At 26.9% G+C, this 20,448-nt stretch carries 27 protein-coding genes and 1 CRISPR repeat array; of the genes, 16 read left to right on the forward strand and 11 right to left on the reverse strand.

Annotated features, from left to right (window positions below):
- From csm3 to Fi14EGH31_RS14820, 12 genes are all read left to right on the forward strand, one after another.
- Entirely contained in the window at positions 1–633 is a 633-nt protein-coding gene (gene csm3 / locus Fi14EGH31_RS14770) for a type III-A CRISPR-associated RAMP protein Csm3 (RefSeq protein WP_022002450.1), read from the forward strand.
- The gene (gene csm4, locus Fi14EGH31_RS14775; RefSeq protein WP_117825339.1) at positions 620–1,576 is read left to right on the forward strand and encodes a type III-A CRISPR-associated RAMP protein Csm4; all 957 of its coding nucleotides are present in this window, start codon (positions 620–622) and stop codon (positions 1,574–1,576) included. The genes csm3 and csm4 overlap by 14 nt, the downstream gene beginning before the upstream one ends.
- A 12-nt stretch (positions 1,577–1,588) precedes the next feature.
- The gene (csm5, locus tag Fi14EGH31_RS14780) at positions 1,589–2,734 is read left to right on the forward strand and encodes a type III-A CRISPR-associated RAMP protein Csm5 (RefSeq protein WP_200764986.1); all 1,146 of its coding nucleotides are present in this window, start codon (positions 1,589–1,591) and stop codon (positions 2,732–2,734) included.
- Positions 2,721–3,437 (forward strand): hypothetical protein, encoded by a 717-nt coding sequence (locus Fi14EGH31_RS14785; protein WP_118347337.1) that lies wholly within the window; start codon positions 2,721–2,723, stop codon positions 3,435–3,437. Before csm5 ends, Fi14EGH31_RS14785 begins: the two co-directional genes overlap by 14 nt.
- Positions 3,427–4,164 carry a CRISPR-associated endoribonuclease Cas6 gene (gene cas6, locus Fi14EGH31_RS14790; protein WP_200764987.1) on the forward strand — a complete coding sequence of 246 codons (738 nt, stop codon included), beginning with the start codon at positions 3,427–3,429 and terminating at the stop codon, positions 4,162–4,164. The genes Fi14EGH31_RS14785 and cas6 overlap by 11 nt, the downstream gene beginning before the upstream one ends.
- Positions 4,139–5,125 carry a CRISPR-associated endonuclease Cas1 gene (gene cas1, locus Fi14EGH31_RS14795; RefSeq protein ID WP_200764988.1) on the forward strand — a complete coding sequence of 329 codons (987 nt, stop codon included), beginning with the start codon at positions 4,139–4,141 and terminating at the stop codon, positions 5,123–5,125. The genes cas6 and cas1 overlap by 26 nt, the downstream gene beginning before the upstream one ends.
- 1 nt (position 5,126) lies before the next feature.
- Entirely contained in the window at positions 5,127–5,390 is a 264-nt protein-coding gene (gene cas2, locus Fi14EGH31_RS14800; protein WP_117825347.1) for a CRISPR-associated endonuclease Cas2, read from the forward strand.
- A gap of 158 nt (positions 5,391–5,548) precedes the next feature.
- A CRISPR array of direct repeats spans positions 5,549–6,406; the repeat unit is 32 nt; unit sequence AGTTAGATATCATACTTATTAAGGATTAACGC.
- A 78-nt stretch (positions 6,407–6,484) separates the two neighbouring features.
- Positions 6,485–7,324, forward strand: a complete 840-nt coding sequence (locus Fi14EGH31_RS14805; protein ID WP_200764989.1) for an HAD family hydrolase — start codon at positions 6,485–6,487, stop codon at positions 7,322–7,324.
- A 13-nt stretch (positions 7,325–7,337) separates the two neighbouring features.
- On the forward strand, positions 7,338–7,919 hold the full coding sequence (locus tag Fi14EGH31_RS14810; RefSeq protein ID WP_267905638.1) for an HAD hydrolase family protein: 582 nt from the start codon (positions 7,338–7,340) through the stop codon (positions 7,917–7,919).
- Positions 7,885–8,166, forward strand: coding sequence for an HAD hydrolase family protein (locus Fi14EGH31_RS15620; RefSeq protein WP_267905639.1), 282 nt, complete (start codon positions 7,885–7,887; stop codon positions 8,164–8,166). Before Fi14EGH31_RS14810 ends, Fi14EGH31_RS15620 begins: the two co-directional genes overlap by 35 nt.
- Before the next feature lie 196 nt (positions 8,167–8,362).
- Complete coding sequence (locus tag Fi14EGH31_RS14815) at positions 8,363–9,286, forward strand: calcium/sodium antiporter (protein WP_200764990.1); 924 nt, start codon at positions 8,363–8,365, stop codon at positions 9,284–9,286.
- Positions 9,287–9,404: 118 nt separating this feature from the next.
- A complete protein-coding gene (locus tag Fi14EGH31_RS14820) occupies positions 9,405–9,809 on the forward strand; it encodes a C-GCAxxG-C-C family protein (protein ID WP_107029191.1) in 405 nt (134 codons plus the stop codon).
- Positions 9,810–9,819: 10 nt separating this feature from the next.
- Here Fi14EGH31_RS14820 and Fi14EGH31_RS14825 read toward each other — a convergent pair whose 3' ends face one another.
- Positions 9,820–10,707 (reverse strand): MurR/RpiR family transcriptional regulator, encoded by an 888-nt coding sequence (locus Fi14EGH31_RS14825; RefSeq protein ID WP_117828332.1) that lies wholly within the window; start codon positions 10,705–10,707, stop codon positions 9,820–9,822.
- A 45-nt stretch (positions 10,708–10,752) separates the two neighbouring features.
- Between Fi14EGH31_RS14825 and Fi14EGH31_RS14830 the strand changes: the two genes are divergently transcribed.
- Both Fi14EGH31_RS14830 and Fi14EGH31_RS14835 read left to right on the forward strand, forming a co-directional pair.
- Positions 10,753–11,916 carry an MFS transporter gene (locus tag Fi14EGH31_RS14830; RefSeq protein WP_200764991.1) on the forward strand — a complete coding sequence of 388 codons (1,164 nt, stop codon included), beginning with the start codon at positions 10,753–10,755 and terminating at the stop codon, positions 11,914–11,916.
- 9 nt (positions 11,917–11,925) lie between these two features.
- Positions 11,926–13,083 (forward strand): MFS transporter, encoded by a 1,158-nt coding sequence (locus Fi14EGH31_RS14835; protein ID WP_118573121.1) that lies wholly within the window; start codon positions 11,926–11,928, stop codon positions 13,081–13,083.
- 44 nt (positions 13,084–13,127) lie between these two features.
- On the opposite strand, the gene Fi14EGH31_RS14840 is transcribed toward Fi14EGH31_RS14835, so the two are convergent.
- The 6 genes from Fi14EGH31_RS14840 to Fi14EGH31_RS14865 all read right to left on the reverse strand — a co-directional run bounded on the left by Fi14EGH31_RS14840 (position 13,128) and on the right by Fi14EGH31_RS14865 (position 15,307).
- A complete protein-coding gene (locus Fi14EGH31_RS14840; RefSeq protein WP_107029195.1) occupies positions 13,128–13,319 on the reverse strand; it encodes a hypothetical protein in 192 nt (63 codons plus the stop codon).
- 22 nt (positions 13,320–13,341) lie between these two features.
- Positions 13,342–13,827, reverse strand: coding sequence for a hypothetical protein (locus Fi14EGH31_RS14845; protein ID WP_200764992.1), 486 nt, complete (start codon positions 13,825–13,827; stop codon positions 13,342–13,344).
- Complete coding sequence (locus Fi14EGH31_RS14850) at positions 13,787–14,272, reverse strand: hypothetical protein (protein WP_107029197.1); 486 nt, start codon at positions 14,270–14,272, stop codon at positions 13,787–13,789. The genes Fi14EGH31_RS14845 and Fi14EGH31_RS14850 overlap by 41 nt, the downstream gene beginning before the upstream one ends.
- A gap of 77 nt (positions 14,273–14,349) precedes the next feature.
- Positions 14,350–14,724 carry an arsenate reductase/protein-tyrosine-phosphatase family protein gene (locus Fi14EGH31_RS14855; RefSeq protein ID WP_117864148.1) on the reverse strand — a complete coding sequence of 125 codons (375 nt, stop codon included), beginning with the start codon at positions 14,722–14,724 and terminating at the stop codon, positions 14,350–14,352.
- 33 nt (positions 14,725–14,757) lie between these two features.
- Entirely contained in the window at positions 14,758–15,162 is a 405-nt protein-coding gene (locus tag Fi14EGH31_RS14860; RefSeq protein WP_199676909.1) for a flavodoxin family protein, read from the reverse strand.
- Entirely contained in the window at positions 15,137–15,307 is a 171-nt protein-coding gene (locus Fi14EGH31_RS14865; protein WP_199676910.1) for a hypothetical protein, read from the reverse strand. Before Fi14EGH31_RS14865 ends, Fi14EGH31_RS14860 begins: the two co-directional genes overlap by 26 nt.
- A gap of 58 nt (positions 15,308–15,365) precedes the next feature.
- Between Fi14EGH31_RS14865 and Fi14EGH31_RS14870 the strand changes: the two genes are divergently transcribed.
- Positions 15,366–15,665 (forward strand): MGMT family protein, encoded by a 300-nt coding sequence (locus Fi14EGH31_RS14870; protein WP_022002621.1) that lies wholly within the window; start codon positions 15,366–15,368, stop codon positions 15,663–15,665.
- Between the two features lie 138 nt (positions 15,666–15,803).
- Here the strand turns inward: Fi14EGH31_RS14870 and Fi14EGH31_RS14875 are convergent, their stop codons facing one another.
- From Fi14EGH31_RS14875 to Fi14EGH31_RS14890, 4 genes are all read right to left on the reverse strand, one after another.
- Positions 15,804–16,127: a winged helix-turn-helix transcriptional regulator gene (locus Fi14EGH31_RS14875; RefSeq protein ID WP_022002620.1), complete on the reverse strand. Its 324-nt coding sequence runs from the start codon at positions 16,125–16,127 to the stop codon at positions 15,804–15,806.
- Between the two features lie 211 nt (positions 16,128–16,338).
- Positions 16,339–17,550 (reverse strand): ATP-binding protein, encoded by a 1,212-nt coding sequence (locus Fi14EGH31_RS14880; RefSeq protein WP_118721737.1) that lies wholly within the window; start codon positions 17,548–17,550, stop codon positions 16,339–16,341.
- 168 nt (positions 17,551–17,718) lie between these two features.
- Positions 17,719–18,087, reverse strand: coding sequence for an NAD(P)-dependent oxidoreductase (locus Fi14EGH31_RS14885; protein WP_234697809.1), 369 nt, complete (start codon positions 18,085–18,087; stop codon positions 17,719–17,721).
- 23 nt (positions 18,088–18,110) lie between these two features.
- The gene (locus Fi14EGH31_RS14890; protein ID WP_117787931.1) at positions 18,111–19,457 is read right to left on the reverse strand and encodes an MATE family efflux transporter; all 1,347 of its coding nucleotides are present in this window, start codon (positions 19,455–19,457) and stop codon (positions 18,111–18,113) included.
- 149 nt (positions 19,458–19,606) lie between these two features.
- Between Fi14EGH31_RS14890 and Fi14EGH31_RS14895 the strand changes: the two genes are divergently transcribed.
- Positions 19,607–20,065: an Lrp/AsnC family transcriptional regulator gene (locus Fi14EGH31_RS14895; RefSeq protein WP_117347776.1), complete on the forward strand. Its 459-nt coding sequence runs from the start codon at positions 19,607–19,609 to the stop codon at positions 20,063–20,065.
- The last annotated feature ends 383 nt before the right edge of the window (positions 20,066–20,448 follow it).

The following is a 20,448-nucleotide window of genomic DNA, read 5'->3' on the forward strand; positions in this document are numbered from 1 at the left end:
ATGTTAAAAAAGACTCATAGAATACAACTAAAAATTGAATTATTGTCAGGAATGCATATAACTGGTGGAGATGATACTTTTGATATTGGAGGTGCAGATTCACAAGTTATTAAAAATCCTCTAACTGGTGAACCCTATATACCTGGCAGTACTTTAAAAGGAAAAATTCGTTCTCTTTTAGAATTTAAATATGGAACATTTATAAATAACGAATTAAAACCTGTGCCTGAGCATAATCAATTATTAAGCTTATTTGAGCCAAATACAAATGACATACCACAAATGACTAGAGCTATCTTTAGAGATGCTGTTTTAACAGAATCTAGTAAAATCGAATTACAAACATATTTAGGTGAGCATACATATACTGAAATTAAAGCTGAAAATAAAATTAATAGATTTAAAGGGACGGCTGATGCTCCACGATTTATTGAACGTGTTCCTGCTGGTAGTAAATTTATTGGTTACATAGACTTGCTTGAATTTGATAACGATGATTATCAAACACTTTATAAATACTTAGAAACTGGTGTAAATTTACTTAATTATAATTATATTGGTGGTAGTGGATCACGAGGATATGGGCGTATCCAAATAGAAATGGAAGAGTTGAATAACAATGAAGGAATATAAGTTAGTTTTTAAACCATTATCAACTATTACCAATATTCCAAATGCTCAAACTATTTTTGGAGCAATATGTAATATTATAGTAAATACACAAGGAGAAGAAGCTTTAAATAATTATATTAGTTCATTTAATAATCAACCTCTTTTTATACATTCATCCATGTTTCCATTGAATATGTTACCAATGGTTCACTATAACATTTTTGATATAGATTATATAAATCATAATATTTTAAAAGAAAAAAGTATTGATCAATTATCTTATTTACAAACATTAAAAAATTATAAAAAAATAAATTATACTACAGAATCTATTTTTAATGACTATATTATTAAATCTGATTTCAATAAAATGCGTGATGATTTACTTAATAAAAAAATAAACATTAAAAACTATTGTCTTCAAAAAGCTAGTGAAAATATATTATTTGAACAAACCAAACAACTCAATACACATGTAAGAAAAAAAGATTACTACAACACTTCTATAGGGGATGATAATGCTTTGTATTACGATGATACTATATATACTAATGGATTATTTTATATATTAGTTAAAACAAATGAAAATATTAAAAAAATAAAAGATATATTTTCTTATTCTCATTTTTTCGGTTTTGGACCTCGCCACTCTGTTGGAAAAAACAGTTTTAAATTAATTTCTATAGAAGAAATAAAAAGAAAACCTAATTTAAATAATAAACTTTTGCTTTCTCAATCAGTTTTCGATGAATGCATCAATTTAAGTGAATCAAACTATCAAATTATTTCTAAACAATATCATCCTTCTAAAACATATATAAATAAAACAACTCATAAAATGAATTTATTTAATGAAGGAAGCTATTTAAAACTAACACAAGATAAAGAATGGATAGGTAAAATTCTATCATTCAATATTGATAAAAAACCATTATACTACTATGGCATTGGCTACATTATATAGGAGGTTAAAAACATGACTTATAAAATATCTATATTAACACCTGTTCATATATCATCAGGCAATAAAAATGCTTGTTTCTTATATCATCCTGATAAAAATGATCACTTTAATTGTTATAGAATAGAAGATTTATTACAATTTATTCCACCTCAAAAATTATTAGAATTACAACCAGATAATGCTAGTAATAATGGTAAAAAAGATATTATCAAGCTATTTAATAATTATGTAAATTATAATCAATTAAAACCTCAGTACTTCTTATTTTATAAATTTAAACCTTTTTCTAAAGATGTCACTGAGCAAGTCAAATCATTAAATAAACCCTATATACCAGGTAGCAGTATAAAGGGTGCAATTATGAATGCCATTATATTTAATCTATTAAATGATAATAAAGAAAAAATAAAAGAATTTCTTATTAATTTTAATAGAAATTTATCTAAAAACTTTGAAAAAGAACTATTGTCTTATCTTTTTGGAAAAGATTTTGAAGAGATATTTAAATTATTTTCTTCTTGTATTTGTTGTGAAGATATATTTTTTGATACTATGATTCTTTGTGATAGTGATCGTTTAAACATGAAAAATAATAATCATAAAAAATCCCAAGAATTTAGTAAATTTGAATGTATTGATAACTTACAAGAAAAAAAGACTAATCTATTTATGATAGATCAAACTAGACAAAAAGTATTTTTAAATAAATATAGCAACAAAGAAATAATTAAAAAGTTACGTATATTCTTTAATAAAAGAAATATAATTATTGCTTGTAGAAATTATTTTCGAACTATAATAAAAGATGATAAAAAATATTTTATTGAAGATCAATTTGATTATTTCAAAAAATCTGATTTTGAAGGAAGAGGTCAAATTATTGAATTTTTAAATAGTATATCTTTTGATAATAAAGATATATGTTACTTAAGAGTAGGAAATAGCACGAATTACTTTTATAAATCAATCTCTATATTTATTAAAAAAAATTTTTATGAATTTTATGATAATAATTTCAGCTTATTCGCTCCAATTAGATTAGGGAAAAAGAATTCTCCTAAAGCAGATACTATGCCTAAAACAAGAATTATTTTTAAATATGATAGTGAATGTTATCTACCAGGATTTATTAAGGTTGAACCCTATGAAGAAAATTGAAATAGAGCTTATTTTACCACAAGGAGCACTTTTTTATCAAAATATTAATTTATTTATCTATAAACAATATATCAACTTTTTATATAAATTGAATTGTTTTGTAGTAGACCAAAAATGTTGCTCCTGTCCTTTTTCTAAAGAATGTTATTATTATCATTGCACTGGTGAAAATTTTAAATATTATCCTAATATTTTAATAGAAAACCCTATTTTTACACAAGCTATTTTTCAAAAAGAAGAAGTATTAAAAATATCATTTTTTATAATTGGTGAAGATATTAAACATATGAATTATATTAAACTCTTTTTTCAATCCTATCTTAATCAAAAAATTCAAGGATATTTCTTTTATTTAAAAAATATAAACATGATAGATTGTAATCAAAAAAATATCAGTTTAAATCATATAATGATTTCTTCTTGCATTAAAACAACTCATTTTACTGATGAATATAATCAAATGATCAATTATTACAATAAACATTATTTAACTCAATACAATAATTTATCTAATTATATGGTAGATATTAAAAACATTAAACATAGTCAACAAGAAGGTATTCAATTTAAAACAAAGAAAATAGTACCTAGAGGATTTACATATCATATATCGTTTAATAAAGATATTAATATACCTTTAGATATTTTATATATTGGTATTGGACATTTCAATTTTATAGGAGGTGGAGAACTTGAGACTTAAAATACAACTATCTTATAATAATTTTACGGTTCCTATGAGTTATCAAAGCATTCTACAAGGTGTTATTTATTCATTATTATCTAAAGATGAATTAGGAGATTTTTACCATAATGATGGATATCATTATGATAAAAAAACATTTAAATGTTTTACATTTAGTCAACTATTTGGAAAATATAAAATTGAAAATAAACATTTAATTTTTGATGATGATTTTTATTTCTATATTAGTTCTTTAGATGAAAAATTTTTAAAACATATATATAAAACAATTCTTTTAAATAACTCATTATTAATTAATAAACAACAAGTAAAAATTAAAAATATATCTATTCTTAATTTACAACCTTTTATAGGAACAAAAAAAATATGTATTGAAACATTATCTCCTATGCTTATCTATTCAACAAAAGATAATTATTCAACATATTACAGACCTTCAGATAAAGAAAGTCTTAATTTTATTATTAACAATATTCAAGATAAGTGCCTTGCTTACCATTATCCAATAAAAGAATTAGTATTTAAAATTGATCATATAATATATGAAAAAAGAAGAATGATGAAATTTAAAAACTGCTTCTATGAATGTTTTATGACAAAATTAGAAATTGAAACAAATTTTGAAACATTATCACTTATTTATAACTGTGGGCTTTCAAGTAAAAATTCATGTGGTTTTGGCATGATAGATATTGCACATGAAAAAAGTAATATATCTTTATAAAAGTGGCCAATTATTATGTAAAGATTGTTCCTTAATATTAAAAGATAAAAAAGATTATGTCTCTTACATTCCTATTGAACAAATAGATACGCTTATTTGTTTTGGAGAGATTTCAATAAATAAACGCACTTTGTCATTATTAAATAAACATAATATAGTTATTCTATTTTTTAATTTTTATGGTCAATATATTGGAAGATTTACACCTAAACAATATTTAGATGGCAAAATACTAATTAATCAAATTCATATCTTTGAAAATGAAACAATACGATACCATATAGCAAAAACTATGATTATCTCATCATTAAAAAATTGTTTGGCCCTGTTGAAATATTATAATAAAAAGCAATTTCCTTTATTAGACAATATTATTGAAATAGAATCTATTATCAAAGAATGTAAAAATAAATCAGTAACTGAACTTCTATTATTAGAAGCTCAAGCAAAGAAAATATATTTTAATAGCTTTGATATTATTCTAGAAAAAGAAAAGTATCATTTTATAAAAAGAACAAAGAATCCTCCTCAAAATGAAATAAATGCTTTATTGAGCTATGGATATTCTTTACTTTATGCTAATTATATATCTGTTATAGATAGGAGTCGTCTTTATTCACAAATCTCATTTGTTCACAGTTTAACTAAATGTAGTGAATCTTTACAATTTGATTTAGCCGATATATTAAAACCAGTATTGGTTGATAGACTTGTTCTTAGTCTTTGTAGACATAAATTATTAAAAGATGAATATTTTGATTACAAAAGTGATAGATGTTATCTCAACAAAGAAGGTGTTAAATTCTTTGTTGAAAAATATGAAAATTATCTTTTGAAAACAATCAAAATAAATAATAGATACTATTCATATAGAAATCTTATATCTCGTGAAGTTCACTTGCTTTCTAATTACATCGCTAATGAATCAAATGATTATAAACCATATATTATGAAGTGGTAAAATGTATATAATTTGTACTTATGATGTAAAAAGCAAGAACTGTCCAAAGTTTATGAAGTTGTTAAGAAGATATCTTTTTCATGTTCAAGAATCTGTATTTGAAGGTGAACTTACACCAGCAACATATAAAAAATTAACTAAAGAGTTAGAAAAAATCATTACAGATGCTGATCATGTTGCAATCTATTATTCATATAATTCTAAAATGATTAAGAAACAAGAAATCGGTAATTCTATTGATAAAACACGTTTCATAATAGATTAATATCGACTATCCCCTAATTACTATAAGAATTTCTATGAAAAAACTTATATTTTTGATAGATAGTCGATATTTCTAATCATTTTTCTTCTTAATTTTACATATTTTTAGTATATTAACAAATCAATTTATATTATTCATTAAATATGTTAATATTTCATTGTTAGATATCATACTTATTAAGGATTAACGCTTACTTCTACAATGGTACTATCGTATGATTGGAATACCGTTAGATATCATACTTATTAAGGATTAACGCTATTTCCTTTCTAATAAACCTTTGAATAAACCATATAGTTAGATATCATACTTATTAAGGATTAACGCTAGGTTATATTCTCATTTCAGTCACATCCCTTCAATTTGTTAGATATCATACTTATTAAGGATTAACGCAATTATATAATTAAAAATTTACAATATATTTAAACATGTTAGATATCATACTTATTAAGGATTAACGCTTGTTATAACTCTCATTTTTATATTTTCCTTTCTTATGTTAGATATCATACTTATTAAGGATTAACGCTTAGAGATAAACTCATCATAAAATATATAATCATAATCAGTTAGATATCATACTTATTAAGGATTAACGCTTTACAAAACTATCATTATAGTTGTAATCTCCATAAGTTAGATATCATACTTATTAAGGATTAACGCCAACCTATTCCATTTCTATTTAATTTAACTGCTGAATAGTTAGATATCATACTTATTAAGGATTAACGCTGAGTTGCATAAAGCATTAAAGCTAGTGCATTGAATAGTTAGATATCATACTTATTAAGGATTAACGCCCATTAAAGCATTAAATTGTGCTTCAACTTGTTCTTCAAAGTTAGATATCATACTTATTAAGGATTAACGCTCAACTGTAGTGATTTGTGATTTTGTAAAAACATAGTCGTTAGATATCATACTTATTAAGGATTAACGCATAATTCTATTATCAATTCTTTCTTTACCGAATAATTCAGTTAGATATCATACTTATTAAGGTTTATTTTTATTTCTATCAAATAATGAAAAAACTATATTTTATGTTCTTCTTTTAGTACAATAGAATATATACAAAGGAGAGTATTATGAGTAAAATTGTATTTTTAGATGTTGATGGAACTTTAATTGACTATGAAACAAAGTTACCTGATTCAGCAAGAAAAGCTGTTGATCAAGCCAGAGCTAATGGACATAAAGTCTATATTTGTACAGGTTGTTCTAAAGATGAAATCTTACAAAGAAATCTATGTGAGTTAGATGGGATGATTTTAGGTAATGGTACTTATGTAGAAGATCATAATCATGTCATTATGCATCAAGCAATGCCTTTAGATGAAGTAAAAAAGGTTGTTCATTGGTGTAAAGAAAGAAAACTTGCTTTTTACTTAGAAACAAATAGTGGAGTTTATTGTAATGAACAAATGATTAAAGATGGACCAGCTGTCATGATTAAATACGGTCAAGGTAAAGGTGCAGATCTTTCAAATGCGATAGAAAAGGCAAAAAGTTTTATTGATTCTTTTACCTTAATTCATGGAGATGAATTTTATCGTGAAGATGTTAATAAAATAGACTTTATTATTCGTGATTATCAAGATCATTTAGATGCAATTACTGCCTTTCCTCATTTAGCACATAATACTTGGGGAGGAAAAGGGGAACTTGCATTATTTAGTGATTTGGGTCCTACAGGAATTAATAAAAAACATGCCATCGAAGTGTTGTTGGATTATTTAAAATTAGGTAAAGAAGATACTATTTCTTTTGGTGATGCTAAAGTTGATTTATCGATGTTTGAATGTTGTGGTTTCAATGTTGCTATGGGTAATGGTGGACCAGAGATCAAAGAGGCCGCTGATTATATTACCGATGATGTAAATGAAGATGGCTTATATAATGCTTTTAAATATTTAAAATTGATTTAAAAAGGAGAGAATTATGAGTAAGATAGTATTTTTAGATGTAGATGGAACATTAATCGATTATGAAGCAAAATTACCTGCTTCTGCTGCTAAAGCTGTTGATCAAGCTAGAGCCAATGGACATAAAGTGTATATTTGTACAGGTTGTTCGAAAGCTGAAATTCTACAAAGAAATTTGTGTGATTTAGATGGTATGATTGGTGGAAATGGCGCTTATGTTGAAGATAACGGACATGTTGTTATGCATCAAGGATTATCTAAAGAAGATGTAAAAAATATTGTTGATTGGTGTAATGAAAGACATATTGGTTTTTATTTAGAAGCTAATAGTGGTATGTATTGTAATGATTATATGTTAGAACAAGGACCTGAAACCATGGTAAAATACGCTAAAGGCAAAGGGGCAAGCTTAGAGAATGCCAAAAGTTCTGCTCAACATTTTATTGATGGTTTCATTCATTTACAAGGGGATGAGTTATACCGTGACGATGTTAATAAAATCAGTTTCATTTTAAGAACATATCAAGATCATTTAGATTCTAAAGTAGACTTCCCTCATTTAGTTGCGAATACTTGGGGAGGTTGCATTATTTGGTGATTTAGGACCTACAGGTATTACTAAAAGACATGCTATTGAAGTTCTATTAGATTATTTACATGCCGATCCTAAAGATACGATTTCTTTTGGTGACGCTAAAATTGACTTGTCGATGTTTGAATGTTGCGCTTATAATGTTGCGATGGGTAATGGTGGCTTTGAAATTAAAGAAGCCGCTGATTATATTACTGATGATGTAAATGAAGATGGTTTATACAATGCCTTTAAATATTTAAAATTAATTTAAAGTTGCTTAAATTAATATTATTTGATAGAATGACCTCATAAAAGGGAGTAGCTTGCCGATGATATCGGTTCACTTCTTCGTCAGTACAGTTAATTAATAACTCGGAAAGTGATTGAATAGCGAGACTTTTACTGCAATGCAGTAGGAGTCCGCTTTTTTTATACCTACTGCAAAATATAAGGAAGGAGTAATCGTTATGATTCAACAAATTATTATTTTATTAGTAGGTTTTGTTTTTCTAGTAAAAGGAGCTGATTGGTTTGTAGAAGGGGCGGCAAGCATTGCTAGAAAACTGGGTATTCCCCAATTAATCATTGGTCTTACAATTGTTGCTATGGGAACCAGTATGCCTGAAGCTGCCGTCAGTATTACGGCTGCCATACAACAAAATGCGGGGATTACTATTGGAAATGTGGTAGGTAGTAATATCTTAAATATTTTTATTATTTTAGGAATTACAGCCTTGATCACCAATGTAAAAATACAAAAATCAACCATTCGTTATGAAATTCCCTTTATGATTTTTATAACAATCATTCTCATGATCTGTGGTATGACGGATATGAAAATTACTTTTATTGAAGGTATTTTCCTTTGGATTCTTTTTATTGCTTATCTTGTTTATTTATTTATCATGGCAAAAAATGGTGAAACTCAAGAAGAAGAAAAAGATATTCCTGTTTGGAAATGTCTTATATTCATCCTTATTGGAGGAATCCTTGTTGTTAAAGGAAGTGATTTTGCAGTAAGTGGAGCTAGTGCTATTGCTCGTTATTTTGGTATGAGTGAACGATTTATTGGTTTAACAATTGTTGCTTTTGGAACTTCACTGCCCGAACTTGTTACATCAGTCACTGCAGCAAAACGTGGTAATGCTGGAATTGCGATAGGCAATATTGTAGGAAGTAATATTTTTAATATTCTTTTTGTTATTGGGACAACTTCTCTAATTTGTAATGTTCCTTTTGAAAGTAAATTTTTGGTTGATACAATCATTGTAATTATTGCTGGTTTAATTCTATGGTTTGGTACAATGAAACATCAAGAATTAAGGAAACCATGTGGTATTGTTATGCTTCTTTGTTATATGTTTTATTTCATTTACTTATGCCTTATGTAAATCTTATTTACAAAAAAATAAATTAAATATTTCTTAAATGTAAATGGTGCTCCATTTACATTTTTTTATATTTCAAAAACAAATAAAATCAATAAACTAGTAAACGAGGTGAGAAGTGATGAGTCAAAGAGAAGAAAAAGTATTATCTTTACATACGCATGGTTATAACTGTGCTCAAGCTTTAATTTGTAGCTATCAAGATATTTTACCCTTTGAAGAAAAAGAACTCTTCAAACTTACAGAAGGACTTGGAAGAGGCGTTGCTGGTTTAGAAGAAATGTGTTGTATTCCTATTTTAATTGCTATGATTTATTCTTGTTTGAAAACATGTGATGGAAATGTAGAAAATCCTCAGTCTAAACTTAAAAGTTATGCTTGTGGTAAATGTTTAGCTATGGATTTTAAAGAACAGGCAGGAAGTTTATGTTGCCATACTCTTTTAAAGGAAAATAAAGAGAAGAAAAGATGCTGTAGTGATTTATTAAAAATGGGAATTGCTATTTTAGATGATTGTTTAAAATAAAAAAGAAGAACTAATCTTCTTTAAGTTCTTCAATAATTTCATTATCTATTTTACGATTTGTTTCTACTCTTCTAGCAACCTTAATTTTATAGTCTAAATTTGCTTGATAATTCAAAGAAAACAAACATGAATAAAGAATATTTAAAACAATATTCATAGATTCCCAAGAAGTAAATCCTGCAATTTTAGAAAATGATTTTTCTCGAGTAGAAATATTCAAAGAAACATCCGCTAAATCAGAAAGTCTATTTTTACCAAGACTTGTAATAGCGATAATAGGTACATTATTCTCCTTTAAATATTGTGCAGTTTTTAAAAGAGTAGGGGTTTCTCCTGAATAAGATAAACAAATAGCACATTCATTACTGGTTGTCATAATAGCATCTTGAAATTGATTATCTTGAACAGGTTCAATATAGGCTCTTTTATGAATACGATTAAGTTTGAATACAAATTCTTCACCAATAAAATTCAAATTAGCTACCGCAAATACTTTAATAACATCTGCTTTTGCCATAATACGCAAAGCTTTTTGTAAAGTATCATGTTGAATAAGTGATGCCGTATCTTTAGCACTTTCAATATGTAATTGTGTTATTTTATGAGCAATTTGCATCATCGTATCTTGATTAGTAAAAGGAAAGTTAGGATCTATTTCTTGAAAATTATTATTTAAATAGATGACTTCATCTAAAAAAGCTTCTTTAAAATCTGACCATCCTTGAAAACCTAATTTATGGGCAATTCGAATGATGGTAGAAGGAGCTGTATAGGTTTCATCACCAATCATTTTAGTAGAATAGTCTTTTATTTGTTCTTGTTTTTCTAATATGAAATTAATGATTGTTTTTTCATTATACGAGAAAATATCTTGTTTCATTTGTTCTTGTAAAAGCATGCCATCACCTCTTATTTATTATATAAAAAATTAAGGGAGGAAAAAATGTATTTATTAAAATATTATAAAAATAGTTATTTAAGTTATTTCTTAATGTATTTTTTCTTTTTTTTCAGTCTTGCTTTCTTTTCTGGACTTCTATCTGTTTATTTAATGGATCAAGGCTTTAGTGCTTCACAAGTAAGTTTTGTTGTTTCTTGTTCATTTATTTTATCTGTGATCGTTCAACCTTTTATTGGTAAATTAAATGATGTTTATGAATCAAAATATGTTAATGGTGTTTTATTATTAATTGCAGGCCTTTTAGGAATTATTTTTATGTTCTTAAAAAATATTTATTTAATTGCACTTGTTTATAGTCTTGTTTTATCAATTACTAATGGAACAAATCCAATCATTGAAAGAATGGCTGTTCTATCAAGATTCAAATATGGTTCTATTCGTGTGTGGGCTACCATTGGCTATGCCATTGCAACAATCATATCAGGATATATTTATAAAAACATTGGAGCTTATAGTCTTTATGTTTTCTTTTCGATAGGAGAACTTTTATGTGTTATAGGTCTATTAGGTACGCAAAGTATTCTACCTCCTGTTGAAAAGATAAATGAAAAGATTTCGATGTCATCCGTTTTTAAGATTAAACATATTCCTTATTATTTAATTATTGTTTGCTTATTTTATGGTATTACCAATGTTCATCATCTTTATTTACCAGCTATGTTAAAACAGAGTGGATTACCAATCAATAACGTCTCAAATGTTATCTTTGTTTCTACTTTATCAGAAGTTCCTGTAACCTTATTATCTCATTTTTATATGAATCGTTTTTCAAATAAACAATTATTAATGAGTGTTTTTATTTTACTATGCATTCAATTTTTTACTTTTAGTTTTCTATCATCACTTATTATCCAAATCATGATTGTTTTTACCATAAAAACAGTTGCTACTATGGCTTTTGTAATGATTAATTTAAGAATTATTTCAACCATTGTTGATAATGCTAGACAAAACACCGCTTTGTCTCTTGTTTCAGCTTGTAAAAGCTTTGCATCTATTGTCTTTCAAATGCTTGCTGGTTATTTGATTGATTTTACAGGTTATCAAATGTTTTATTTTGTTTTATTTATTTGTAGTGTTATTGGTATGGTCCTTGTTTTCTTTTTTAAAGTACCAACCAATAAAGATTTAAAAGTATTTCATTAGGAGGTTTTTATGTTAGAACGTTATAAAAATAGTTATTTAAGTTATTTTCTCATGTATAATTTCTATTATTTATCATGGGCTATCTTCTCTGCTTTAATTTCTATTTATTTATTAGATAAAGGTTTTAAAGCAAGTGAAGTTTCTTTAGTTGTTTCTACTTCTTTTTTAACATCTATGATATTTCAACCAGTGATTGGTATGTTTAGTGATCGTTATGATGTTAAAAAAGTCAACTTTGTTTTATTTACTTTAGCAGGTATTGGTGGTCTTGCCTTTATGTTTGCTTCTTCTTTAATAACCATTACAATTGGTTATAGTTTTGTATTAACTTTAATTAATGGTACAAATCCTGTTATGGAAAAGATTGCATCCTCTTCTCCATATCAATATGGAAAAATAAGAATTTGGGGAACCATTGGATATGCTACTGGTTCATGGCTTGCAGGAATGATTTATCAACTTATTTCACCATCAGCCATCTTTATTTGTTTTATCATTACAATGATTCTTTGTATCATTGGCCTACTAGGTACCCAAACACCTAGTGAACTTGGTCAAAACAATGAAGAAAAAACAAAAACAAGTACACTCTTTCATAACTATAAATACCTATATTATTTAATCATTGCTGCTATTTTCCAAGGAATTACAAATATGGCTAATACTTATATTCCAGCTATGTTTCAAAATGATGGTTTAAAAGTAAGTCTTGTTTCTACTATTTTATCTTTTGCTGTCTTATGTGAAGCACCTCTTGTTTTATTTTCACATAAATTCATGGATAAACTTACTAACAAAAGATTACTTATCATTGCTTATAGTATGATTACTATTCAATTTTTATGTTATGCCTTAAATGTTTGGTTACCACTTAAAGTCATTATTACTTTAATTACAAAACATCCTTCAGGTATGTTATTTATTATGATTAATTTAAAAATTGTTAGTACACTTGTTCCTAAAGAACATCAAATTACAGCACTTGCTTTTGTACAAACTTTAAGAAATCTAAGTTCTATTATTTTTCAAAACATTGCAGGACAAATACTTGATATTTCTTCTTATCAAATCCTATTTGCTTTATCATTAATTGTTATTGTAGTGGGTTTTGTTCTTGTTATCCTCTTTAAAGTTCCTTCTGGAAAAGATCAAAAACTCTTTAATTAAAAATCGAGGACAATGCTTAGCATTGTCCCCTTTATTCAAATAATTTAATTCTTATTCTTTAAATCATTATTAAATACATCTTCTAATTCTAATTCTAATACTTCATCTTCAGGAATTTCTAAAAAAGCTATCGCTTCTTTAAAAGACATTTTGAGTTTTGTCATAATACTTTTGATATTTCTAACTCTCTCACTTTTTATTGCTTCTAATTCTAAAATTTCACCTAAATTACACATATCCACTCTCATAAAACATGCACTATGCTTGAAAATAAGGCATAATTTCTTGTCTTTCTTTTTCTGTTAGTTTTAAAATATCCATGGCTTTTTCAAGTGAACAATGAAATTCATCAATAATATTTCTTACATGTTCTACATCCTTTCTTTTGCTTTCTTCTTGTCTTGCTTCTAATTCCAATGCTTCTCCTAAATTACACATATCTCTCATCCTTTCTTTAAATTCTTCATCATCTAAGCCATATTCTTTTATTACTTCATTCTTTTCTTGATAATTCAATGTATTATTCAATAATGCACCTATAGGCATTAGTATTTCATCATAGCTTTCATACTTATCATTAGGACTATGCCCTTTGCTTAAGTATATCATAAGTTGTTCTTCTTTATCATAACTTTCTCTTTTTTCTTGATAATTTCCACTTAAATGATTTTCTGCTATTTTGAGTTGATTGATGCAGCCATCTTTACTCTTTATAGCTTGTGGCATGATCCAAAATGAATACACTTTTTTTCATTCCATCATAGTTTTCGCTATCATATTCTCTTCCCCATTGACTGGAAATCATTCTTGAACTATAGGCAATGCTTCTTGTGACAAGATGATATTTTGTATAAGGATTGTTTTGGATTTCAATATTGATGTAGACTCTTTTGGTTGATTGATCTATTTGTGGTAAATCGATATAGAAATAAATATCATAGCACATTAAGCCCTCATCCTTGATAAAAGCTTCTTTATCCATTAAATAAAAATGAGGATTGCCGATTTTATCACCAATACGAACTCCTTTAATCAATTTTTTTATTTCATCTAATGAAAGATACTTTGCTTCTTCAACAAAATAAGAAATGATTCTTGCAAGCATATACGGATGTCCTATCAGCATTTTACAATACTGATCATACATGATTGTTTTATTAGAGCTTGTTATAAAATTTAATTGTTGCATAAGTAGTTCCTCCTACTATATATATCGTTTATTTTTTTACTTTTTTCTTCAAAAAAATAAAAAAACTTACGAATTTTTTATTTCGTAAGTTCTTCTTTAAGTTTTAATATTTTCTCTTCGATTTCATGAATCACTTTTATAAATTCTTGATCCTCTTTTCCCGTTGGATCATCAAGTTGCCAATTATCATCAAATTCTTTACCAACAAAAGGACAACCAACATTACATCCCATTGATATTAGCATATCTGCTTGAGGTATTTCATTGATCAACTTTGGATGTTGTGTCTTTTCCATATCTATTCCATACAAATTTTTCATTAAACGAACAGCGTCTAGATTTATTTGATTTTTGATTTCACTTCCTGCTGAATAGCTTTCAAAAACATCACTTGTAAGATGCTTTCCTAAAGTTTCAGCAATTTGACTTCTACAAGAATTGTGAACACATATGAATGCAACTTTTTTTCATTACTTTAAATCTTCTTATTTAATACTTTTAGCTAATTGAATAACTTCACCTAATTTTGAAGATTCTTTCATACTTCCTTTATTTTCCATATTAGGAACACAAATAATACCAAGATCTTCCCATTTTAAATAAGATGTCATGGCTTTATATTGACTTATCGCTGCATCAAAAACATGATCAGCTCCAGCATCTAATAATAAAGCTGTTTGGTGGAAATGAAACCCTGTGCTTCCACCTGCATACATACGATCAATGACAGTTTTTAATTGAGCAGTCATATCAAACCAATAGATTGGTGATGCAAAAATCATAATATCTGCTTCTTTTAAATGTGTCCATACTTGTTCCATATCATCTTTTTGAACACATTCTCCTTGATGTGACCAACAATACTTACATCCTAAGCATCCTTGATGCAATATTTAATTTAACAACATCATGACCTTTAACATTTTCCATAAATGTATTAATCATAATTTCTGTATTTCCACCTCTACGTGGACTTCCGTTTAATAAAACAATTTTCACATTTACTTCTTCCTTTTCCTTAAATAATACTAACATAAATTGATTCTCTTGCATTCATTTTTTATAATAAATTAAAGGAAAAGGAATGATCATTATGAATGAAGAATTAATTTATCAAGTATTAGAAACAGTAGGAGAAATACCTAAAGGATGTGTGGCAACATATAAACAAATTGCTTGTTTAATTGGTAGAGAAAAAAATAGTCGTTTAGTAGGTAAAATACTAGCAAATGCCTCATATTATGGACATTATCCTTGTCATCGTGTCGTTAATTTTCAAGGAAGACTTGTTCCTGGTTGGTTTGAACAAAAAGAATTATTAGAAAAAGAAGGAGTTACTTTTAAAGATGATCATCATGTTGATTTAAAAAAACATCAATGGAAAATAAAATAAAAATCTAATATTTGATGAAATTCATCAAATATTAGATTTTTATATACAAAATTATTTTTAATCATATATAATTGTATTGCACCTTTTCTTTTAATTTAGCTTGAACAACTTTATTAAAAAAGGTGCTTTTTTTATACCCTAAATACTTTCCTTATATTCCTTTCCCCATTGTTCCATTACAGAAATCACAGGTCTCATTGATTCTCCTAAATCTGTTAAACTATATTCTACACGTGGTGGTACTTCAGGATAAGCCACACGTTCTACAATTCCATCATCAACCATTGATTTTAAAGACTCCGTCAATACCTTTTGAGAAATATCAGGTAATGATTTCTTTAACTGTCCAAAACGTTTTGTCCCCGTTAATAAATCTCTTAAAATCAACAATTTCCATTTACTTCCTATCAAAGAAACAGTTGTTGCTACAGGACATTCAGGTAAGTTTTCTTTCTTAATCATAAACTCATCTCCTCATCGCATTGTTAATGATTTACTACTTTTATTGTAACATAGATATACATTTCTAGAAATTTTAGCAGTTTTAAATAAAATATTCTAGTAAGTTAACAATCGTAATCTATAGAAGTTAAGCAAAATGTAGGAATAACAAATTTAATGCTTTAATTATAATTAGAAAAAAACAGATGATTCCATGTGTAGTCATCTGTTTTTAATATTCCTTACTTAATAAGAAATCTGTTATATGCATTGTTTTAATTCCTTGATAATTACCACCTGCAAAATCATCTGTTAAAACCATATATTTAGGATAATTATCTTTAATTTCTAATAATTGCTCATATTCTCTTTTTTGTGTTTTTTCTGATTTAATTTCTTGTGTCACTTGAACATAAATTTTCTCATTTTGTTTTGTTGCAACAAAATCAATTTCTTTATCTTTATACTTCCCAATACAAACATCATACCCTCTTCTTTTAAGTTCTAAATAAACAATATTTTCCAATGATGATGCTACGCTATCTATTGTATATCCTAAAACAGCATATCTTAAAGAAATATCAGCTAAATAAAATTTCTCTTGTGTTTTTAAAATAGATTTCCCTTGTAAATCATAACGTGAACATCTATGAAGAATATAAGCTTTTTGCAGTTTTTCTAAATATCTATAAACTGTTTCGTTATCTATTTTTCTTTGCTCAGACTTTAAATAATTTGAAATTGACTTAGCAGAAAAAGTATTACCAACGTTATTAAAAGTATATTTTACCACTCTTTCTAACTGATCTATTTTCTTTACCTGATTTCGACGAACGATATCTGAAAATATTGTGGAATTATAAATATCTCTAACAATCGTATAGACTTCATCTTGTGAGTATTCTTGTAAATGTGTCGCAGGGAAACCACCTAAACGTACATATTGATTAAACTCTTGTTTAATATCATAAATTGTTGAATAGCTTTTTTTAAACGTTAAATATTCATCAAAAGATAATGTATAAATATGAAATGTAACATACCTTCCTGTTAAATATGTTGATATTTCTGAAGACATCATTCTAGAATTTGAACCTGTTATATAAATATCAACATCATAATCAGAAGCGAGTGTATTTACTACTTTTTCCCAACCATTTATTTCTTGAATTTCATCTAAGAATAAATATGTTTTTTTAGTATTTAAAATCTTTGTTTTTAATTCTTGATAAAGCTCTTTTGATGTCATATCTTCATATTCCATTGAATCAAAACGATAACTCAAAATTTGTTCATCAGTAATATGGTGTTCTTCTTTTAATTTTTTTTGGATCATCTTTAATATTGTTGATTTACCACATCTTCTTACACCTGTTAATATCTTAACAAAAGGTGTATCAACAAAAGGCATTATTTTATTTAAATAAAGCGGTCTTTCTATCATGTTATCACCTCATTTTATATAGATTTTATCGCAAAAATACATAGCGTTCAATAGTTTTGCGGTTTTAAACCGCAAAACTATATTATTTTATAAATTATTGCGTTTATATTACAGATTTTATTATTATGATTATTAAATTATTACTTATTTTTTTACAACTTTAATTTTCTATATGCATATATTTGATAAATATTCACAAATATCCAACCGATACCACAACCTAAAGCCACAGAATTGATGAATAAGTAAATAAGATAAAATAACACGTAATGTAACATGCATCGTTGTTCCTTTAAAAGGAACATCTACTTTACCGATTCCTCGATAGAATCCTACAAAAGCATTTCCTATAAAGCAGAAAATGTAGAAAAGACAAACTACAAACATATGATTAGTTAATGGACAATGCAAAGAAATATAATCACTATTCTTTAATAAAGTACCCAATGATACATAATGAATTCCATCATGATCTTCTCTAGACGTTCTTGTATACACCATAATATCCATATCTAACGCCTGAGCAATTTTTATCACATTTTTTCCTATATGCCCAGCTCCTACCCAATATTGAAAGAAAGCAATTCCTTTTTTTTACGCCTATAATAAATTAATCCTATTAAATCTGCAAGTGCCCATCCAATAGGAACAGACCACCAAATACCAGTAACACCAATCGCTGGAATTGCGGATAAAACATAAGCTAACACAACACGTGTACCTAAAGAAAATATTGTAAGAATGACACTCATACCAGGTTTACCTAAAGCACGATACAAACCATACAACAAAAACAAACAACCAATTCCACAATAAAAGGCACCTTCAATTTTTAAATACTTGACACCTTCCATAATAATTTCTGTTTCTTTTGCATCTATAAAAATAGTCATTAAATCTTTAGCAAAAATACATACAATAGTTGAAATAATTATACAAAATCCCATAGAAAGACAAACTGCTGATTTTAATCCTGATTGAATACGCATTTTTTCTTTTGCACCATAGTTTTGAGCAATAAAAGTAGAAAATGCATTCCCAAAATCTTGTACTGGCATATATGCAAAAGCATCAATTTTAACAGCCGCAGCAAATGCTGCCATAACCACAGTTCCAAAACTATTTACTAACCCTTGTACCATTAAAATACCTAAATTCATTACTGATTGTTGAATACATGTAAGAACTGAAAATGAGATTACTTTATGAACCCTCTTTAAATGAAAATATTGTAATTTTGTAATTGCTCGTACCTGTATATTTTTTATAAGTGAGTAAATACTGATGCCAATACCTGAAAGATATTGGGAAATCACCGTAGCAATAGCTGCGCCTTCAACTCCTAATTTTAATACAATGACAAAAAATAAATCTAATGCAATATTAAGTATTGCCGAAACAGCTAAAAATATAAGTGGCGTCATTGAATTACCAATAGCTCTTAAATAAGAAGCAAAATAGTTATATAAAAAAATAGCTGGTATTCCTATAAAAATAACAATAAGATAGCCTTTCATATCTCCCCACACTTCATGTGGAACATGTAAAAAAACAGAAAGCTGATTAAGAAAAATATAAGATATTACTGTTAGTATAAACGTGACGAGTGCAATAAAGAAAAATGATGCACATACATCTTCCTGTAATCCTTTTTCATCTTTTTGTCCATATCTAATTGAAAACAACGCTCCACTTCCCATACATAAACCAAGGATTATAGATGTTATAAATGTCATTAAGGTAAACGATGAGCCAACACTTGCTAGAGCATTTTTACCAAGAAATTGACCAACAATCAATGTATCAACAATGTTATAACATTGTTGAAGTAAATCACCTAAAATCATTGGAATTGAAAAAAGAAGCATAGACTTTAAAACTGAACCTTTTGTTAAATCTCTATTCATCTTTTACATTCCTTTCGTAATATTCATCTTACGTTTTGTAAGTATTATAATCAAATATTTATTTTCAGTCAATATCTCTAATTTTTAAAAGATTTACTTATAATAAGGAGCATGATAGTATTAAATAAATGATTAACGGGGGAATGATTATGTATTTAAATGGGCTTGATGAATTAGATCAAAAAATTGTTCAATTATTAATAAAAAATGCACGTTTTTCTTACTCTGATATCGGAAAAGAGGTAGGGATTTCTAGAGTTGCTGTAAAAGCTAGAATTCAAGCATTAGAAAAAAAAGGGGTTATTGAAGAATATACGACAATTATCAATCCTCAAAAAATAAGTGGTGCTATATCTTGTTATTTTGAAATTGAAACATTATCAAATTCGTTTACTGATGTTATAGAAATATTAAACCAAAATAATATTGTTACTCAAATTTATCGTGTTACAGGAAAAAACAAATTACATGTACACGCTGTTGCTGCTTCTAATAGTGAGATGGAGGATTTCTTACATACTACTATTGATACATTACCAGGGGTTATTAGTTGTAGTTGTAATATTATTCTTTCACGTATTAAAGATATTAAAGGATTACGTTTATAGTTATAGATCATCTTTTTTAATAAAAGAGTTATTTGAAAATGAATGAAAATTTAATCTATTAAGTTTTAGAAAGAGTCATTTAGTAGGTTTTTCCAACACATCATATTATGTCAATCATCTATGTCATCGTATTGTCAGAAAACTTGTGCCAATGCGAGAATAAAAAAAGCTGTAAAGAAATATCATTAAGTTAAGGATAGACATATTTCTATGTTCTGTTCTTTTTCACAAATATATGACACTGTTAATACATTTTTTTGGTGAATTTAACGTTCTATCAATAAGTTCATATTTTTCTCTTACTGTTTGTTTTTCAATTGTTTTGTAATTTGTTTTCTGTTGATAGATCTCACTCTTTTTAAAAAATCATTCTCCTGTTGGAG

It is taken from the genome of Faecalibacillus intestinalis (assembly GCF_015097455.1).
GTDB lineage: Bacteria > Bacillota_I > Bacilli_A > Erysipelotrichales > Coprobacillaceae > Faecalibacillus > Faecalibacillus intestinalis.

Bases quoted from the DNA above. Each gene is read 5' to 3' on its own strand.
- csm3 (WP_022002450.1), top strand. From the start codon at position 1: ATGTTAAAAAAGACTCATAGAATACAACTAAAAATTGAATTATTGTCA.
- csm4 (WP_117825339.1), top strand. From the start codon at position 620: ATGAAGGAATATAAGTTAGTTTTTAAACCATTATCAACTATTACCAAT.
- csm5 (WP_200764986.1), top strand. From the start codon at position 1,589: ATGACTTATAAAATATCTATATTAACACCTGTTCATATATCATCAGGC.
- Fi14EGH31_RS14785 (WP_118347337.1), top strand. From the start codon at position 2,721: ATGAAGAAAATTGAAATAGAGCTTATTTTACCACAAGGAGCACTTTTT.
- cas1 (WP_200764988.1), top strand. From the start codon at position 4,139: ATGAAAAAAGTAATATATCTTTATAAAAGTGGCCAATTATTATGTAAA.
- cas2 (WP_117825347.1), top strand. From the start codon at position 5,127: ATGTATATAATTTGTACTTATGATGTAAAAAGCAAGAACTGTCCAAAG.
- Fi14EGH31_RS14805 (WP_200764989.1), top strand. From the start codon at position 6,485: ATGAGTAAAATTGTATTTTTAGATGTTGATGGAACTTTAATTGACTAT.
- Fi14EGH31_RS14810 (WP_267905638.1), top strand. From the start codon at position 7,338: ATGAGTAAGATAGTATTTTTAGATGTAGATGGAACATTAATCGATTAT.
- Fi14EGH31_RS14815 (WP_200764990.1), top strand. From the start codon at position 8,363: ATGATTCAACAAATTATTATTTTATTAGTAGGTTTTGTTTTTCTAGTA.
- Fi14EGH31_RS14820 (WP_107029191.1), top strand. From the start codon at position 9,405: ATGAGTCAAAGAGAAGAAAAAGTATTATCTTTACATACGCATGGTTAT.
- Fi14EGH31_RS14825 (WP_117828332.1), bottom strand. From the start codon at position 10,707: ATGCTTTTACAAGAACAAATGAAACAAGATATTTTCTCGTATAATGAA.
- Fi14EGH31_RS14830 (WP_200764991.1), top strand. From the start codon at position 10,753: ATGTATTTATTAAAATATTATAAAAATAGTTATTTAAGTTATTTCTTA.
- Fi14EGH31_RS14835 (WP_118573121.1), top strand. From the start codon at position 11,926: ATGTTAGAACGTTATAAAAATAGTTATTTAAGTTATTTTCTCATGTAT.
- Fi14EGH31_RS14840 (WP_107029195.1), bottom strand. From the start codon at position 13,319: ATGTGTAATTTAGGTGAAATTTTAGAATTAGAAGCAATAAAAAGTGAG.
- Fi14EGH31_RS14850 (WP_107029197.1), bottom strand. From the start codon at position 14,272: ATGCAACAATTAAATTTTATAACAAGCTCTAATAAAACAATCATGTAT.
- Fi14EGH31_RS14865 (WP_199676910.1), bottom strand. From the start codon at position 15,307: ATGTTAGTATTATTTAAGGAAAAGGAAGAAGTAAATGTGAAAATTGTT.
- Fi14EGH31_RS14870 (WP_022002621.1), top strand. From the start codon at position 15,366: ATGAATGAAGAATTAATTTATCAAGTATTAGAAACAGTAGGAGAAATA.
- Fi14EGH31_RS14875 (WP_022002620.1), bottom strand. From the start codon at position 16,127: ATGATTAAGAAAGAAAACTTACCTGAATGTCCTGTAGCAACAACTGTT.
- Fi14EGH31_RS14880 (WP_118721737.1), bottom strand. From the start codon at position 17,550: ATGATAGAAAGACCGCTTTATTTAAATAAAATAATGCCTTTTGTTGAT.
- Fi14EGH31_RS14890 (WP_117787931.1), bottom strand. From the start codon at position 19,457: ATGAATAGAGATTTAACAAAAGGTTCAGTTTTAAAGTCTATGCTTCTT.
- Fi14EGH31_RS14895 (WP_117347776.1), top strand. From the start codon at position 19,607: ATGTATTTAAATGGGCTTGATGAATTAGATCAAAAAATTGTTCAATTA.